15 protein-coding genes are annotated in these 16011 nt (G+C 63.8%); 14 read left to right on the top strand and 1 reads right to left on the bottom strand.

The genetic code is table 11. The features are described 5' to 3' along the window. Positions 1 to 47 precede the first annotated feature (47 nt). The gene (locus tag QA643_RS29735) at positions 48 to 3284 is read left to right on the top strand and encodes a cytochrome P450 (RefSeq protein WP_283029218.1); all 3237 of its coding nucleotides are present in this window, start codon (positions 48 to 50) and stop codon (positions 3282 to 3284) included. A 166-nt stretch (positions 3285 to 3450) separates the two neighbouring features. Further along, on the top strand, positions 3451 to 4125 hold the full coding sequence (locus tag QA643_RS29730) for a spermidine synthase (protein WP_283029217.1): 675 nt from the start codon (positions 3451 to 3453) through the stop codon (positions 4123 to 4125). A 146-nt stretch (positions 4126 to 4271) separates the two neighbouring features. On the opposite strand, the gene QA643_RS29725 is transcribed toward QA643_RS29730, so the two are convergent. Beyond that, positions 4272 to 5186: an alpha/beta hydrolase gene (locus QA643_RS29725; protein WP_283029215.1), complete on the bottom strand. Its 915-nt coding sequence runs from the start codon at positions 5184 to 5186 to the stop codon at positions 4272 to 4274. Positions 5187 to 5348: 162 nt separating this feature from the next. On the opposite strand from QA643_RS29725, the gene QA643_RS29720 reads away from it, so the two are divergent. The 12 genes from QA643_RS29720 (at position 5349) to paaE (ending at position 15946) form a co-directional block, all read left to right on the top strand. After that, positions 5349 to 5729, top strand: coding sequence for a hypothetical protein (locus tag QA643_RS29720; protein WP_283029214.1), 381 nt, complete (start codon positions 5349 to 5351; stop codon positions 5727 to 5729). Continuing rightward, positions 5726 to 6808 (top strand): alpha/beta fold hydrolase, encoded by a 1083-nt coding sequence (locus QA643_RS29715; protein WP_283029213.1) that lies wholly within the window; start codon positions 5726 to 5728, stop codon positions 6806 to 6808. The genes QA643_RS29720 and QA643_RS29715 overlap by 4 nt, the downstream gene beginning before the upstream one ends. Continuing rightward, a complete protein-coding gene (locus QA643_RS29710; protein WP_283029211.1) occupies positions 6805 to 7398 on the top strand; it encodes a GNAT family N-acetyltransferase in 594 nt (197 codons plus the stop codon). Before QA643_RS29715 ends, QA643_RS29710 begins: the two co-directional genes overlap by 4 nt. A 258-nt stretch (positions 7399 to 7656) precedes the next feature. Further along, positions 7657 to 8130, top strand: a complete 474-nt coding sequence (locus QA643_RS29705) for a phasin (protein WP_283029210.1) — start codon at positions 7657 to 7659, stop codon at positions 8128 to 8130. 209 nt (positions 8131 to 8339) lie between these two features. After that, positions 8340 to 9626, top strand: coding sequence for a DUF445 domain-containing protein (locus tag QA643_RS29700; RefSeq protein WP_283029209.1), 1287 nt, complete (start codon positions 8340 to 8342; stop codon positions 9624 to 9626). Positions 9627 to 9816: 190 nt separating this feature from the next. After that, positions 9817 to 10587 carry an alpha/beta hydrolase gene (locus QA643_RS29695; RefSeq protein WP_283029208.1) on the top strand — a complete coding sequence of 257 codons (771 nt, stop codon included), beginning with the start codon at positions 9817 to 9819 and terminating at the stop codon, positions 10585 to 10587. A gap of 444 nt (positions 10588 to 11031) precedes the next feature. Next, complete coding sequence (gene paaX, locus QA643_RS29690; RefSeq protein ID WP_283029207.1) at positions 11032 to 11901, top strand: phenylacetic acid degradation operon negative regulatory protein PaaX; 870 nt, start codon at positions 11032 to 11034, stop codon at positions 11899 to 11901. Between the two features lie 75 nt (positions 11902 to 11976). Continuing rightward, complete coding sequence (paaA, locus tag QA643_RS29685; protein ID WP_283029206.1) at positions 11977 to 12969, top strand: 1,2-phenylacetyl-CoA epoxidase subunit PaaA; 993 nt, start codon at positions 11977 to 11979, stop codon at positions 12967 to 12969. Positions 12970 to 12979: 10 nt separating this feature from the next. Further along, positions 12980 to 13267, top strand: coding sequence for a 1,2-phenylacetyl-CoA epoxidase subunit PaaB (gene paaB / locus QA643_RS29680; RefSeq protein WP_283029205.1), 288 nt, complete (start codon positions 12980 to 12982; stop codon positions 13265 to 13267). A gap of 181 nt (positions 13268 to 13448) precedes the next feature. Beyond that, complete coding sequence (gene paaC, locus QA643_RS29675; RefSeq protein ID WP_283029204.1) at positions 13449 to 14225, top strand: 1,2-phenylacetyl-CoA epoxidase subunit PaaC; 777 nt, start codon at positions 13449 to 13451, stop codon at positions 14223 to 14225. Continuing rightward, positions 14219 to 14722: a 1,2-phenylacetyl-CoA epoxidase subunit PaaD gene (paaD, locus tag QA643_RS29670; RefSeq protein ID WP_283029203.1), complete on the top strand. Its 504-nt coding sequence runs from the start codon at positions 14219 to 14221 to the stop codon at positions 14720 to 14722. The genes paaC and paaD overlap by 7 nt, the downstream gene beginning before the upstream one ends. A 144-nt stretch (positions 14723 to 14866) precedes the next feature. Further along, positions 14867 to 15946 carry a 1,2-phenylacetyl-CoA epoxidase subunit PaaE gene (gene paaE / locus QA643_RS29665; protein WP_283029202.1) on the top strand — a complete coding sequence of 360 codons (1080 nt, stop codon included), beginning with the start codon at positions 14867 to 14869 and terminating at the stop codon, positions 15944 to 15946. Positions 15947 to 16011: the final 65 nt, after the last annotated feature.

Genomic DNA, 16011 nt, shown 5'->3' with positions numbered 1-16011 from the left:
CCCGGAATGACGGGGTGAATGGGAAGGGCAGGGGAGACACTTCGACAATGGCGTCCGGTAATAAACTGAGCCCAATCCCGCATCCGCCGAAAAAGCCCGTCGTCGGCAACATGCTGTCGCTGGATCCCAACGCGCCGGTGCAGCATCTGGTGCGGCTTTCCAAGGAGCTCGGGCCGATCTTCTGGCTCGACATGATGGGCGCGCCGATCGTCATCGTCTCCGGCCATGACCTGATCGACGAGCTCTCCGACGAGAAGCGCTTCGACAAGACCGTGCGCGGCTCGCTGCGCCGCGTCCGTGCGGTCGGCGGCGACGGGCTGTTCACCGCAGATACCACCGAACCGAACTGGAGCAAGGCGCACAACATCCTGCTGCAGCCGTTCGGCAACCGCGCGATGCAGTCCTATCACCCGAGCATGGTCGATATCGCCGAGCAACTCGTCAAGAAATGGGAGCGGCTCAATCCGGACGAGGAAATCGACGTCGTGCAGGACATGACGGCGCTGACGCTCGACACCATCGGGCTATGCGGCTTCGACTACCGCTTCAACTCGTTCTATCGCCGCGACTACCACCCGTTCGTCGAAGCGCTCGTGCGCTCGCTCGAGACCATCATGATGACCCGCGGTCTCCCGTTGGAAAATCTCTGGATGCAGAAGCGGCGCAAGACGCTCGCCGAAGACGTCATGTTCATGAACAAGATGGTCGACGAGATCATCGCCGAGCGCCGCGGCAGTGCTGATACCACTGAGGTCAAGAAGGACATGCTCGGCGCCATGATGACCGGCGTCGACCGCTCGACCGGCGAGCAGCTCGACGACGTCAACATTCGCTACCAGATCAACACATTCCTGATCGCCGGCCACGAGACCACCAGCGGGCTGCTGTCCTGCACCATCTATGCGCTGCTCAAGCATCCCGAGGTGCTCAAGAAGGCCTATGAGGAAGTCGACCGGGTGCTCGGGCCCGACATCAACGCCAAGCCGACCTACCAGCAGGTCACGCAGCTTACCTACATCACGCAGATCTTGAAGGAAGCGCTGCGGATGTGGCCGCCGGCGCCGGCGTACGGCATCACGCCGCTTCAGGACGAGACCCTCGCAGATGGCAAGTACAAGCTCAAGAAGAACACCTTTATTACAGTGTTGGTGATGGCACTGCACCGCGACCCCAGCGTCTGGGGTCCGAATCCGGATGTGTTCGATCCCGAAAATTTCAGCCGCGAGGCCGAGGCCAAGCGGCCGATCAACGCCTGGAAGCCGTTCGGCAACGGCCAACGCGCCTGCATCGGCCGCGGCTTTGCGATGCATGAAGCAGCGCTGGCCATCGGCATGATCCTGCAGCGCTTCAAGCTGTTGGACATTCACCGCTACCAGATGCACCTGAAGGAGACGCTCACCGTCAAGCCCGACGGCTTCAAGATCAAGGTGCGGCCGCGCGGCGACAAGGATCGTGGCGCCTTCGCTGGCCGTGCCGCAGTGGCAGCGGCCGCCTCGAACGCGGCAGCGCCGCAGGCTCGCACCCGTCCCGGACACAACACGCCGCTATTGGTGCTGTACGGCTCCAACCTCGGCACCGCGGAAGAGCTGGCGACGCGGGTTGCCGATCTTGCCGAGGTCAACGGCTTTGAGACGAAGCTCGGCGCTCTCGACGATTATGTCGGCAAGCTGCCTGAGCAGGGTGCGCTCTTGATCTTCTGCGCCTCCTACAACGGCGCGGCCCCCGATAACGCCACGCAGTTCGTCAAATGGCTGGACAGCGGCCTTGCCAAGGACGCGTTCGCCAAGGTGCCCTACGCCGTGTTCGGCTGCGGCAACAGTGACTGGGCCGCGACCTATCAATCCGTGCCGCGCCTGATCGACGAGCAGCTCACGGCGCATGGCGCGCGCAGCCTCTATGGGCGCGGCGAGGGCGATGCCCGCAGCGACCTCGACGGCCAGTTCGAGAAATGGTTCGCGGCCGCCGCGCCCGCGGCGATGAAAGAGCTCGGTGTCGATACCGGCTTTGCCCGCAGCGCCGATGATGCGCCGCTCTATTCGATCGAGCCGGTAGCGCCGTCGGCGGTTCACACCATCGTGGCGCAGGGCGGGGTCGCGCCGATGAAGGTGCAGGTCAATTCCGAGCTGCAGTCCAAGGCCGGCGCGAATTCCGACCGCTCGACACGGCATATCGAGGTGCAGCTGCCGCCCGGCATCACGTACCGCGTCGGCGACCATCTCAGCGTCGTCCCGCGCAACGACCCCGCGCTGGTCGATTCCGTCGCCCGCCGTTTCGGCTTCCTGCCAGGCGATCAGATCCGGCTGCAGGTCGCGGAAGGCCGCCGCGCGCAATTGCCGGTCGGCGACGCCGTCTCGGTCGGGCGCCTCCTGACCGAATTCGTCGAGTTGCAGCAGATCGCGACCCGCAAGCAGATCCAGATCATGTCGGAGCACACCCGCTGCCCCGTCACCAAGCCAAAACTGCTCGCCTATGTCGGCGACGATGCCGCATCATCTGAGCTCTACCGCTCGGACGTGCTGGCGAAGCGCAAAGCGGTGTTCGATCTGCTGGAGGAATATCCGGCCTGCGAATTGCCGTTCCATGCCTATCTCGAAATGTTGTCGCTGCTCGCGCCGCGCTATTACTCGATCTCGTCCTCGCCCTCGCTCGACCCGGCGCGCTGCAGCGTCACCGTCGGCGTGGTCGAGGCCCCCGCAAGCTCGGGACGCGGTGTCTACAAGGGCGTCTGCTCTAACTATCTCGCCGGCCGCCGCGTCGGCGACAGCGTGCATGCCACCGTGCGCGAAACCAAGGCCGGCTTCCGCTTGCCCGACGATCCCGCGGTACCCGTGATCATGATCGGCCCCGGCACCGGGCTTGCGCCATTCCGCGGCTTCCTGCAGGAGCGCGCGCACCGCAAGGCGCAGGGCGCAAAACTCGGTCCTGCCATGCTGTTCTTCGGTTGCCGGCATCCCGAGCAGGATTTCCTCTACGCCGACGAACTGAAGGCTTTTGCCGCCGATGGGATCACCGAGCTGCACACCGCGTTCTCGCGCGCCGAAGGGCCGAAGACCTATGTGCAGCATCAGGTCGCTGCGCAAAAAGACCGTGTCTGGAGCCTGATCGAGCAGGGCGCGATCATCTATGTCTGCGGCGACGGCGGCAAGATGGAGCCTGATGTGAAGGCAGCGCTGGTTGCGATCTACCGCGAGAAGTCAGGCGCGGATGCTGATGCCGGCCTGCGCTGGATCGACGATCTCGGCACCAAGAACCGCTATGTGCTGGATGTGTGGGCGGGCGGATAGGCTTGCACCTGCTGTCGTCCTCCGCGAAAGCGGGGGACCCAGTACGCCGCAGCGGTCGTGAGGCGCGCAACAACCGAAACAACCCCCGTCTCTGGAATACTGGATCGTCCGGCCAAGCCGGACGATGACCGTGCGTAGGTCCGGCCGATCATGCTAAAAGCCGCGCATGATTCCATGGGAAAAACTCGATACCGCCCGGATTCCCGGCACCGACGATGAACTCCGCCTGATGCGTCGCGGCAAGGAATTCTCGATCAAGCTCGGCAGCAACGAACTGATGAACAGCCGCCTTTCGGGCTCCGAGGAAGCGCTGGCGACGCTCGCAGCGAAGCGGATCGAGAAAGTTGAAAGCCCGCAGATGCTGATCGGCGGTCTCGGCATGGGCTTTACCTTGCGCGCGGCGCTTGCGGTTCTCGGCAGCGAGGCAAGCATCGTGGTGGCGGAACTGGTGCCGGCCGTCGTCGCTTGGGCGCGCGGTCCCATGGCGGAAATCTTTGGCGACAGCCTGAACGACCCGCGCGTCACCATCCGCGAAGCCGATATCGCCGAAATCATCCGCTCGCACCGGTCGAAATTCGACGCCATTCTGCTTGATGTCGACAACGGCCCGGAAGGACTAACGCGCAAGGGCAACGACGCGCTCTATAGCGCTGGCGGATTGAATGCCGCGCGCACGGCACTGCGGCCGGGCGGCGTGCTCGCCATCTGGTCTTCCGGGCCTAATGCGGCGTTCACCAAACGCCTTCGCAGCGCTGGCTTCGAGGTCAACGAAATCAACATCCGCGCCACCGGCAGAGGCCGCGGCGTGCGTCATCTCATCTGGATGGCAACGAAGGGGTGAGTAGTTCGATAATCTCCGCGTCGTCCCTGCGAACGCAGGGACCCATACGCCGCGGCCTGGCTGATGTAAGGCAGCGGTTGACGCCTTGCTTAACTCACCACGGCATGGGGCTATGGGTTCCTGCTTTCGCAGGAACGACGAAAAACCTACGCCGCCTTCGCCGCCGCGCCATGCGCGTGCTTGTCGATCGCGTCGATGATCTGCGGCCACATCGGGATCGGCAGCGCGTGGCCCATGCCTTCGATCATTAAAAGCTTCGCGCCGGGGATCGAGGCCGCGGTGTCCTTGCCGCCTTCGGGGTGCACCAGCGGATCGACGGTGCCGTGAATGACCAGCGTCGGAATCTTCAGATGATGCAGCCGTTCCTTGCGGCTGCCCGAGGCCAGCACCGCCCGCAATTGCCGCCCGACGCCGGCCGGATTGAGGCCGCGCTCATAGGTGCGCGCAGCACGCGCCGGGTCGAGCGCCTCGTCCTCCGGGAAGGAGCCGATGCGCAGCACTTTCCAGGTTTTGGCGAACCGCTCGAAATACTCTTCCTTGGTCTGCGGCGGCGGCGCCATCAGCACGGCGGCAGCCTCACGGGTCGGTGGCGGCACTTTGGGATTGCCTGTGGTCGACATGATCGAAGTCAGCGAACGCACCCGCTGCGGAAACGACAGCGCAACTTCCTGCGCAATCATGCCGCCCATCGACGCGCCGACAAGGTGCGCAGACTTGATGCCAAGCACGTCCATCAGGCCGACCGTGTCCTTGGCCATGTCGATCAGCTTGTAGGTCGACGCGACCGGGATCTTCAGGAAACGCTGCTTCAGGAGTTCGAACGGGGTCAGGCGCTTGCCGCCGGAGAGATGCGAGGATTTGCCGATGTCGCGGTTGTCAAAGCGGATGACGCGAAAGCCGCGCGCCGCAAGCTGGCGGCAGAAGTCGTCGTCCCAGTGGATCATCTGGGCGCCGAGCCCCATGATCAACAGCAGCGGTTCCGCGGCCGGGTCGCCGAAGATTTCGTAGCAGATGTCGATGCCGTTGGCGCGGGCGATCTGTGGCGGCTGATGGGCGAGCATCGCGTCTTCCCTTAAATGACCGGAGCTTTGGGTAACTATGGCATGGTTTCCCGCACCGCAGAAGGCGTGGCGGCGGTTGACCGGCTCCGCGCAACGGTGTGGTATGGGGCAATAGAAGCGAAGCGTGGCAAGCGCTCGTAACCTTTGAGGGAGAGGGCGCCGATGGCCGACAAAGGCAACGATCCTGCTGCGATCTGGCAGACCATGATCGGGGAGATGGAGAAGGGGTTCAACTCCTTTGCCAATCAGGCGATGACGTCGCCTGAATTCTCAAAAGCGATGAATCAGGTCGGCGGCGCCACTGCGGGCGCGCAGAAGCAGCTTGGCGAGCTGATGGAGAAGTATCTCCTCGCCATGAACCTGCCGAGCCGGGCGCAACTGGTCGGCATGGCCGAACGGCTGCAGAACATCGAGGGCCAGCTCAACGAGATCAAGGCGCTGTTGCACCAGGTGCATCACAACTCGCTGGCGCAGGAGGGCGGCTCCGGCACGCCGCGTCCGCCGCGCACCAAGCGTCCGCCCTCGGAGGGAGAGCCAAAATGAACGCCCCTACGGGTCTCGATTTCGCTTCCATTTCCGAGCGGGTCCAGTCCGAGGTGCAACGCGCGATCCAGCGCAGCATCAAGGGTGTTGAATATTTCTCCACCTCCGGCCCCACGCTCGGCTCGACGCCGAAGGACATTCTCGCCGTCCGCGGCACCATGAACCTCTATCACTACCGCCCGATCGCGGATGAGATCTACCGCGTGCCGATCCTGATCGTGATGGCCACCACCAACCGCGGCTACATCCTCGACATGGTGCCGGGCCAGAGCTTTATCGAGTTTCTCCTCAAGCGCGGCTACGACGTCTACATGCTGGACTGGACCGCGCCGAAGCCCGAAGAGAAGAGCTTGCGGATGGAGGACTACGTCCTCGACTTCATCCCGGACTGCATCCGCCGCGTGCAGCAGGATTCCGGCGAAAAGGACGTTAGCATCATCGGCTATTGCTTCGGCGGCGTGCTGTCGCTGCTGTACGGCTCGATCTTCCACGACGGGCCGATGAAGAACCTGATCTGCTTCACCACGCCGATCGACTTCCGCGAGATGAAACTGTTCCAGAACTTTTCGGATCGCCGCTATTTCGACGTCGACCGCCTGGTCGACAGCGTCGGCAACGTGCCGCCGGAAATGATCCTGTCCTCGTTCGAAATGTTGCGGCCGGCTTCGCGCACCGTCAGCCAGGTGCAGCTCTGGGAAAACATCTGGAACGATGAATACGTCAAGGCCTACCGGATGATGGATCGCTGGGGCACGGACACCTTGCCGCTGGCCGGCGAATACTTTCGCGCCATCACCAAGGACCTGATGTGGGACAACAAGCTCTACAACGACACCATGTCGGTCGGCGGGCGCGAGGCGAAGCTTGCGAACATCAAGGTGCCGATCCTGCACGCGGTCGCCGAGCACGATCACATCGTGCCGTATGATGCTGCAAAGCATCTGATCACCAAGATCGGGTCCGAAGACAAGGAAGAGGTGATGTTGAAGGGCGGTCACGTCAGCCTCGTCGCCGGCGCCAACGCCATCAAGCGGCTGTGGCCGAAACTGGATTCCTGGCTAGGTAAGAGATCAACATGAGCGAGACACGTTCCTATCCCCGCACCGTCAAGACCGACGCCGGCGACATCGAATTCCGCCTGATGGGCCGCGCGGATGAAGCCGCCGTGCTGGCGTTTGCGCAAAAGCTGCCGACGCATGATCTCTTGTTCCTGCCGCGCAACATCAGCCAGCCAAAGGTGCTGTCGGCCTGGATCAACGAGATCGAGCGCGGCGCCATCGTCAGCCTGCTGACGGTAAAGGACGGGACGGTGGTCGGCTGCGGCACGCTGGTGCGCGATCCGCATTCCTGGTCGCCCCATGTCGGCGAGATCCGCATGGTAGTGTCGCTGGATGTCCGCGGGCTGGGGGTCGGACGGGCGCTGTCTCAGGAGACCTTTGCGCTGGCGCTGGGTGCCGGCCTGGAGAAGCTGTCGGTGCAGATGACGGTCGACCAGCAGGCGGCAATCGCCCTGTTCGAAAGCCTCGGCTTCAGGGCCGAGGCGCTGCTGCGGGACCATGTCCGGGACGTCGATGGCAAGAAGCACGACATCGTCGTGCTCGGGCACAATGTGGCGCAGGTCCGGGCGCAGCTCGAGGCCTACGGGCTGCCAGGGGCCGTCCAGCACTAGCGGCGCCAGGGCCTGGACAAAAATCGCAAAACAACCCCATGCAAAGTAGCCGGGGGCGGGTCAGGTATTAGACTAAAGTGGAACTTTTGCTGGTTCGCTCGGCAATCCGCTCACGCCCTAGGCTGATCACGAATTCGTGATATCGCGCTGCAACATTGATGTTGCATCGCACCATTAACTATGGCGCAACACGCATGCCCCGGGCCAATCCGGACGGGGTGAGCCCCGTTGCTCAAACCTGAGGATGGAGAGACCCCAATGACCGATACCAATTCCGTGCTGAACAGCGTCAAGGAAGCCTTCGCGCCCGTCACCGAGGCGTTCACCAAGCTCCAGAACCTGGAAGTTCCGGAAGCCGCCCGTGAGTTCGTGAAGAAGCAGGCCGAGACCGCCAAGGAGCGCGCCGCCGATGCCTATGCCGGCTCCGAGAAGGTCACCGCCGCGATCGAGACCGCCGTTGCCGGTTCGGTCACCGAGGCCGCCAAGATCAGCCGCAACATCCAGCAGGCGCTCTACCAGGACGCGGAAGCGTTCTTCGCCGGCATCGACAAGCTCGCTTCGGCCAAGTCGCTGAGCGAAGCCGCCCAGATCCAGTCGGAGCTGGTCCGTGCGCGTGGCGAAGTGCTCGTCTCGCGGGCGAAGGCTTCCACCGAGTATCTCGGCAAGCTGGTCACCGAGGGCGCCAAGACCGCGCAGGATAACTTCTCCAAGGTCTACACCAAGACCGCCTGATCGCGATTTGCCTGACCACTGAGCTTCGAAGGCCCGCCGATGCGGGCCTTCTTTTTGTCGGGCGTCCGCATAGATCAGTGTAGACCCTCATGGTGAGGAGGCGCTCTTGCGCCGTCTCGAACCATGAGGCCACGATGGGGTCTTCATCCTTCGAGACGCCGTTTCGCGGCTCCTCAGGATGAGGGTCGTCGTCCACCCCGAAAGTCGCCATGACTCTCCCGGCCACCTTCATCATCGACAGCCCCGGCGACGCCGCGCGTGCCGCTGAGCTGCGGCGCGTGAAGCTGCTGGCGACATCGGTATTGGCGGCGACGTTCGTGATCTTCCTCGCCGCCCGCGCGTTGTTACCGGTGCATCCGGTGTTCGGCTTCATCGCGGCCTTCGCCGAGGCCGCCACCATCGGCGGCCTGGCCGACTGGTACGCCGTGGTCGCGCTGTTCAAGCGGCCGCTGGGACTGCCGATCCCGCATACAGCGATCATCCAGAGCAACCAGCAGCGCATCGCCGACAAGCTCGGCGAATTCATAGAGCAGCATTTCCTCGAGGCAGCTCCCGTCGAAGCCAAGCTGCGCCAGATCGATTTCGGCGCGTTCATCGCAGACTGGCTGCGCGATCGCAAGCGTAGCGAGGATCTTGCGCGCTTTGCGCTGCGGCTGTTGCCTGAGGCAGTCGCTGCGACCGAGAATTCCGGGCTGATGACCTTCGTCAGCCGCCGCATCACGGCGCAACTGATGGCGATCGATCTCGCGCCGCTGGCCGCCGGCACCTTGCGCAACTTCATCAAGGAAGGCCGTCACCAGGGCCTGCTCGACGATCTCCTGCGCGGCGTGCACGAGACGATGACGACGGCCGAGACCATGGCCATGATCCGCGAGAAGATCCGGAGCGAACTGCCGACGCTTCTAAAACTCTATCGCGCCGACAAGTTTCTCGTGAACAAGATCGTGGCATCCGCCAGCGCCTTCTTCGAGGAAGTCCGCAACGATCCCGCGCATCCCTTCCGCGGCGAGTTCGACCGCATGGTGCTGAACTTCGTCGACCGCCTCGGCAGCGATCCGGCCTATGCCGAGCGCATCGCGGGCCTGAAGCGCGATCTGCTGGCGCGCCCCGAATTGACCAGCCTCGCGCGCCACATCTGGGAGAACATCCGGTCATTCTTCGAGCGCAGCGCGTCGGGCGAGACGCAGGTGCTGCAGCAATATCTAGTTCGCATGTTCATGAAAGCGGGCGAGGCATTGGCGGGCGATGCCGAGCTGCGCGCCGAGATCAACCAGGGTCTCGTCGCGGTGCTGCGAACCGTCGTTGCCGAGCAGAAGAGCGGCGTCTCCACCTTCATCTCCGACCAGGTGAAGTCCTGGGACATGGGGCAGTTGATCTCGCTGATCGAAATCAATATCGGCCGCGACCTGCAATACATCCGCTTCAACGGGTCGCTGATCGGCGGGCTTGCGGGGCTGGCGCTTTACACCCTCGAATACCTGCTGCGGCTGCTGTGACTAATTAATCACGTCAACGCCTTTACTTGTTCCAAGTGTGATCTGGCCGGCTTGCAAGCGCAAAACCGGTTCCTTAGCTTTTTACTGGAACAATGTTGCACTGCGAACGATTCTTGAAAGGTCGCGTCTACGTAACCGAACCAGTGGCCGGCTGCCGCGACGTAAGGAGCCGCGTCCGAGAGGAGACATGATGTCCGTTGCTGCGCAGACGCTTGCCCCGCCGTCCAGAACCCTGATGCTGCTGGAAGGCCGGGCCATTTCCGAATTGGGTGCGTTTCTCGGCGCGTTGCCGCTTCTGAGCCTCGCGCCGCGCGGCGATGGCCATCCGGTGCTGGTGCTGCCGGGGCTCGTCGCATCCGACGTCTCGACCCGTCCGCTCCGCGCCTTCCTGCGAGGTCGCGGCTACGCCGTCAGCGGCTGGCGGCAGGGACGCAATCTCGGCCTGCGCCATGGCGTGCAGGACGCGATGGTCGATCTGGTGCAGGAATTGAACGACACGCATGGCCGCAAAGTTTCGCTGGTCGGCTGGAGCCTTGGCGGCCTCTATGCACGGCAGCTCGCCAAGATGATGCCGGAGCGGGTACGCAGCGTGATCACGCTCGGCAGCCCGTTCGCGGCCGGCCCGAAGGCCACCAATGCCTGGCGCGTTTATGAGCTGGCAAGCGGCCGCCGCGCCGATGAGGAGGACACGCGCTTCGGCGGCGCGCTGTCGTCGCCCCCTCCGGTGCCGACCACCGCGATCTTCAGCCGCACCGACGGCATCTGCGCTTGGCAGGGCTGCATGGAAAAGTCCTCGGCGATGTCGGAGAGCATCGAGGTCGAGAGCAGCCATTGCGGCATGGGCCATCACCCTGCCGCCGTTTATGCGGTTGCCGATCGCCTCGCGCAGGCCGAGGGCGAGTGGGCTCCGTTCGACCGCAGCGGCTGGCGCGGCCTGGTCTATCCGAACCCGCATCGTTAGAGCGCGCCTGGTGCCTTAAACCTCGCCCCGCTCTTGCGGGGAGAGGTCGGCGCGAAGCGCCGGGTGAGGGGCTGTGCCCGCGTACTCAGCGCTGTCGAATTTGCCGAGGCAGCCCTCACCCCAACCCTCTCCCCGTGAAGAACGGGGAGAGGGGCAGTGGCGCCGTATCCACATCGCTGAGAAATGCGCCGGTGGTTGCTAACCTCGCCCCGCTCTTGCGGGGAGAGCATAGGCCGCCTTCGGCGGCCGTTCTTAGCAAAGAACGCTGAAGCGAAGCTTCAGCTATCGCGAAGCGCCGGGTGAGGGGCTCTCTCGGCGTACTCAGGTCTATCGAATTTGCGGAGGCAGCCCCTCACCCCAACCCTCTCCCCGTGAAGGACGGGGAGAGGGAGCAGCGGCCACCGCCGATTTCAGGAATCCGCAAAACGCGCTATGCGTTGACGCATGTCGCCGCCGCTTGCCCGTATCGTTCAACAGCTTAAGCGCGAACCTTCGCGCACCGGCTCTATTGTCATCACCGTATTCGGCGATGCGATCGTGCCGCGCGGCGGCTCGGTGTGGCTCGGCACGCTGCTCGAATTCTTCGAGCAACTCGATATCGACGCCAGCGTGGTGCGCACCGCGATGTCGCGGCTCACCGCCGACGGCTGGTTCGAGCGCAATAGAATCGGCCGCAACAGCTTCTACCGGCTCGTGCAGAGCGGGCGGCAAACGTTTGATATCGCGACGAAACACATCTACGGCCCGCCGGCTTCCGACTGGACCGGGCGCTTCGAGCTTTTGTTGATTGGCAATGGCGGCGACCGCGATGCCGCGCGCGAGGCGCTGAAGAATGCGGGCTTCGGCAGTCCGTTGCCGGGCGTGTGGGTTGCGCCGTCGGGCGTTCCGATTCCAACGGAGGCCTCAGGCGCGATCCGCCTCGAAGTCTCGGCCGAAGACGACAGCGGCCGGCGGCTGCTCAGCGAAAGCTGGCCGCTTCACCGCACCGCGGACGCCTATCAGAAGTTCATGAAGACCTTCGCGCCGCTGCGGGAGAGGATCGGCAAGGGCGAGCGGCTGACGGAGGCCGACGCCTTCACCGCGCGCGTGCTGCTGATCCACCATTACCGCCGGGTGGTGCTGCGCGATCCCTTGCTGCCGACTTCACTGTTGCCGGCGGAGTGGCCGGGCAGGGCGGCCCGCGAGCTGTGCGGTGAGATCTATCGCGCGCTGCTTCCAGCGTCCGAACGATGGCTTGACCGCCATGCGACCAACGAAAACGGACCGCTACCGGAACCCGGCGCCGAGCTGTTCCGGCGTTTCGATGGGCCGTAAATATGTTACAGAATTATATTGCATATCTAAAATTATGTTATATGTTGCCTCCCAACAAATACCGGGAGGTCCGCCATGTATACGCAGGCGCTCAATTCGTCCGAGGGCGAAGACCGCCACGTTGAGGACGCCGAACGTGCGGCGCAGTTTCAGGCGCGCATCGATGCCGAAGAGCGGATCGAGCCGAATGACTGGATGCCGGCGGCCTATCGCAAGACGCTGACGCGGCAGATTTCCCAGCACGCCCATTCCGAAATCGTCGGCATGCTTCCCGAAGGCAACTGGATCACGCGCGCGCCGTCGCTGCGCCGCAAGGCCGCGCTGCTGGCGAAGGTGCAGGACGAGTGCGGCCACGGCCTCTATCTCTACGCCGCCGCCGAGACGCTCGGCTCCTCGCGCGAGGAACTGGTCGATGCGATGCTGGCGGGGAAGGCAAAATATTCCTCGATCTTCAACTATCCGACGCTGACCTGGGCCGACATCGGCACGATCGGCTGGCTGGTCGACGGCGCGGCGATCATGAACCAGATCCCGCTGTGCCGCTGCTCCTATGGCCCCTATGCGCGCGGGATGATCCGCGTCTGCAAGGAAGAGTCGTTCCATCAGCGCCAGGGTTTTGAGATCATGCTGATGCTGTGCCGCGGCACCGAAGAGCAGAAGGCGATGGCGCAGGACGCGCTGAACCGCTGGTGGTGGCCGGTACTGATGATGTTCGGTCCGCCCGACCAGGCCAGCCAGCACAGCGACACCTCGACCAAATGGAAGATCAAGCGCTTCTCCAACGACGAGCTGCGCCAGAAATTCGTCGACGCCACCGTGCCGCAGGCGCAGTTCCTTGGTCTGACCATTCCCGATCCCGGCATGAAGCAGAACGAAAACGGCAATTGGGAATACAGCGCGATCGACTGGAACGAATTCAAGCAGGTGCTGGCCGGCAACGGCCCCTGCAATCGCGACCGCATGGCGGCACGGCGCAAGGCGCATGAAGAGGGCGCCTGGGTGCGCGAAGCGGCGATGGCCTATGCCGAAAAGCGCAGGCAGCGCGCCACTTTGCAGGCCGCCGAGTAGGGAGACGACGATGGCAACGCCGAACATTCCGCTCTGGGAAGTTTTCATCCGCAGCCGCAACGGGCTTGCGCACAAGCATGTCGGCTCGCTGCACGCCACCGATGCGACGCTGGCGCTGCAGGCAGCGCGCGACATCTATACCCGCCGCGGCGAGGGGCTTTCGATCTGGGTGGTGCCATCGAGCGCGATCACCGCATCCGATCCGTCCGACAAGGGCATGATGTTCGAGCCGGCGGAATCCAAGATCTACCGGCATCCGACGTTTTACGACGTGCCTGAGGAAGTCGGGCATATGTGAGTTTCGATCCTCATGGTGAGCCATGAGGCGTTGAGCCGGGAATTCAGGCCTCATCCTGAGGAGCTTGCGAAGCAAGCGTCTCGAAGGATGGCGGCAACGGGACTCGCGGCCCATCCTTCGAGACGCGCCTGCGGCGCTCCTCAGGATGAGGTCGAATTTGAAGAGGCAGGTGGAAGCAAACATGACCGCAGCCAACATCACTGTCTCCGAAACGCCGCTGGTGCTCTACACGCTGCGCCACGCCGACGATGCGCTGATCCTGGGGCACCGGCTGTCGGAATGGTGTGGCCACGCCCCGATGCTGGAAGAAGACATGGCGCTCGCCAATATGGGGCTCGACCTGCTGGGGCAGGCGCGCGAACTCTATACCTATGCGGCCAAGGTCGAGGGCAGGGGCAACGACGAGGACAAGTTCGCTTACTTGCGCGACGTCCGCCAGTACCGCAACCTGCTTCTGCTGGAGCAGCCAAACGGTGATTTCGCGCGCACCATGGTACGGCAGTTCTTCTATGCGGCCTTCGCCGATCTCTACTGGCGCGCGATGATGCGCTCCACTGACGCGACGCTGGCGGCGATCGCGGCGAAATCGGAAAAGGAAAGCGCTTACCATCTGCGGCATTCCTCGGAATGGATCATCCGCCTCGGCGACGGCACCGAGGAAAGCCATCGCCGCGCGCAAGCCGCCATCGACGAACTCTGGGCCTTCACCGGCGAGATGTTTTCGGTCGACGACAGCGAGCGCGGCCTGATCGATGCTGGCATCGCCATCGATCCGGCGCCGCTTCGTGCGCCATGGTTGAAGACGATCACTGGCGTCGTCAGCGAGGCGACGCTCGCCCTGCCCAAGAACGATTGGATGCAGCAGGGCGGCCGCAGCGGCCGGCACAGCGAGCATCTCGGCCATCTCCTCTCTGAGCTGCAATCGATGCAGCGGACCTTTCCGGGGGCGTCATGGTGACGGTCGTTTCAAACGATACCGATCTGCGCCGGCGCGCCTGGGAGGCGGCATCACAGGTGGTCGATCCCGAAATCCCTGTGCTCACGATCGCCGATCTCGGCGTGCTGCGCGAGGTCGAGGTGCATGACGGCCGCGTCGAGGTCGCGATCACGCCGACTTATTCCGGCTGCCCCGCCATGAACATGATCGCACTGGAGATCGAGCTGGCGCTGGAACGCGCCGGCATCGCCCGGCCTGTCGTTCGCACCGTGCTGTCGCCGGCCTGGACCACGGACTGGATGAGCGACGACGGCCGCAACAAGCTCCGCGCCTACGGCATCGCGCCGCCGCTAGCCTCGCAATCGCGCCGCGCGCTGTTCGGCGAGCAGCAGGTGGCCTGTCCGCAATGCGGTTCTAAAAATACCGAGCTGCTGTCCGAGTTCGGCTCGACGTCCTGCAAGGCGCTCTGGCGCTGCAAGGCCTGCCGCGAACCGTTTGATTATTTCAAGTGTCATTGAGGCCGCAACTATGCCCGTCATTGCGAGCGAAGCGAAGCATCCATGGTCCGGCGTGACGAGAGATGGATTGCTTCGTCGCTTCAGCGCAAAATTGCTTTGCAATTTTGTCGCGAGCCCCTCGCAATGACGGCGGGGTAAGCAGCGATGTCCCACGCCCCACGTTTCCACCGCTTGGCCGTCAACGACCTCCGCCGCGAAGCTGCGGATGCCGTATCGATGACCTTCGTGATCCCAAGGGAATTGGAAGGCGACTACAGCTTCAACCCCGGGCAATATCTCACGCTGCGCACCACCATGGACGGCGAGGAAGTGCGGCGTTCCTATTCGATCTGCTCCGGGCCTGACGATGGCGAACTGCGCATTGCCGTGAAGAAAGTGGACGGCGGCGCGTTCTCGAACTGGGCGGCGGAGGAGCTGAAAGCCGGCGACGAGCTCGACGTGATGACGCCGACCGGCCGCTTCGGCGTTGCGCATGCGCCCGGCGAGGCGCGGGTCTATGTCGGCTTTGCCGCCGGCAGCGGCATCACGCCGATCCTCTCGATCATCAAGGGCGTGCTGGCCCGCGAGCCGGACAGCCGCTTCTTCCTGTTCTATGGCAATCGCTCGACGTCGAACATGCTGTTCCTCGAGGAGCTGGAGGAGCTGAAGGACCGTTTTATGCAGCGGCTTTCGCTGTTCCATGTCATCTCCGGCGAGGAGCAGGACATTCCGATCCTGCACGGCCGGCTCGATGGCGAAAAGGTGCGGGTGCTGCTGCGCTCGCTGGTGCCGGCATCGAGCGTCGATCACGTCTTCATCTGCGGCCCCTTGGGCATGAGCGAGGACATCGAGGCGACCTGCCGCGAGGTCGGTATCCCCGAGGATCGCATTCACGTCGAGCGTTTCGTTTCGGAGTTCGGCGGCAAGCCGCGGCCGAAGAAGGTGGTCGAAGCATCTGCACCGCCCAAGGCGATGGCATCGCTGATCATCGACGGCAAGCGGCGCGAGGTGCCGGTCGCCGAGGGTGAGGCGATTCTCGATGCCGCCCTGCGCGCCGGCATGGACCTGCCGTTCGCCTGCAAGGGCGGCATGTGCTCGACCTGCCGCGCCAAGCTGGTCGAGGGCGACGCGCAGATGGAAGTCAATTATTCGCTCGAGCCGTGGGAGCTGAAGGCGGGCTTCATCCTGACCTGCCAGGCGCGGCCGTGCTCGGACAGGGTCGTGGTGGATTACGACCATGTGTGAGTGAGAAGGAGTCATTCCGGGGCGCGAAGCGAACCCGGAATCTCGAGATTCCGGGTCTGGTGCTT

The sequence above is a fragment of the Bradyrhizobium sp. CB3481 genome (assembly GCF_029714305.1).
GTDB lineage: Bacteria > Pseudomonadota > Alphaproteobacteria > Rhizobiales > Xanthobacteraceae > Bradyrhizobium.
The sequence above is the reverse complement of the archived record's forward strand: the minus strand, read 5'-3'. Positions and strand labels throughout refer to the sequence as shown.

What these genes read in the sequence shown, in the direction of transcription:
- QA643_RS29735 (WP_283029218.1), top strand. Translation starts at nt 48, where the DNA reads ATGGCGTCCGGTAATAAACTGAGCCCAATCCCGCATCCGCCGAAAAAG.
- QA643_RS29725 (WP_283029215.1), bottom strand. Translation starts at nt 5,186, where the DNA reads ATGCTCGCCCATCAGCCGCCACAGATCGCCCGCGCCAACGGCATCGAC.
- QA643_RS29700 (WP_283029209.1), top strand. Translation starts at nt 8,340, where the DNA reads ATGACTCTCCCGGCCACCTTCATCATCGACAGCCCCGGCGACGCCGCG.
- paaA (WP_283029206.1), top strand. Translation starts at nt 11,977, where the DNA reads ATGTATACGCAGGCGCTCAATTCGTCCGAGGGCGAAGACCGCCACGTT.
- QA643_RS29705 (WP_283029210.1), top strand. Translation starts at nt 7,657, where the DNA reads ATGACCGATACCAATTCCGTGCTGAACAGCGTCAAGGAAGCCTTCGCG.
- QA643_RS29720 (WP_283029214.1), top strand. Translation starts at nt 5,349, where the DNA reads ATGGCCGACAAAGGCAACGATCCTGCTGCGATCTGGCAGACCATGATC.
- QA643_RS29695 (WP_283029208.1), top strand. Translation starts at nt 9,817, where the DNA reads ATGTCCGTTGCTGCGCAGACGCTTGCCCCGCCGTCCAGAACCCTGATG.
- QA643_RS29710 (WP_283029211.1), top strand. Translation starts at nt 6,805, where the DNA reads ATGAGCGAGACACGTTCCTATCCCCGCACCGTCAAGACCGACGCCGGC.
- paaB (WP_283029205.1), top strand. Translation starts at nt 12,980, where the DNA reads ATGGCAACGCCGAACATTCCGCTCTGGGAAGTTTTCATCCGCAGCCGC.
- paaC (WP_283029204.1), top strand. Translation starts at nt 13,449, where the DNA reads ATGACCGCAGCCAACATCACTGTCTCCGAAACGCCGCTGGTGCTCTAC.
- paaD (WP_283029203.1), top strand. Translation starts at nt 14,219, where the DNA reads ATGGTGACGGTCGTTTCAAACGATACCGATCTGCGCCGGCGCGCCTGG.
- paaX (WP_283029207.1), top strand. Translation starts at nt 11,032, where the DNA reads ATGTCGCCGCCGCTTGCCCGTATCGTTCAACAGCTTAAGCGCGAACCT.
- paaE (WP_283029202.1), top strand. Translation starts at nt 14,867, where the DNA reads ATGTCCCACGCCCCACGTTTCCACCGCTTGGCCGTCAACGACCTCCGC.
- QA643_RS29715 (WP_283029213.1), top strand. Translation starts at nt 5,726, where the DNA reads ATGAACGCCCCTACGGGTCTCGATTTCGCTTCCATTTCCGAGCGGGTC.
- QA643_RS29730 (WP_283029217.1), top strand. Translation starts at nt 3,451, where the DNA reads ATGATTCCATGGGAAAAACTCGATACCGCCCGGATTCCCGGCACCGAC.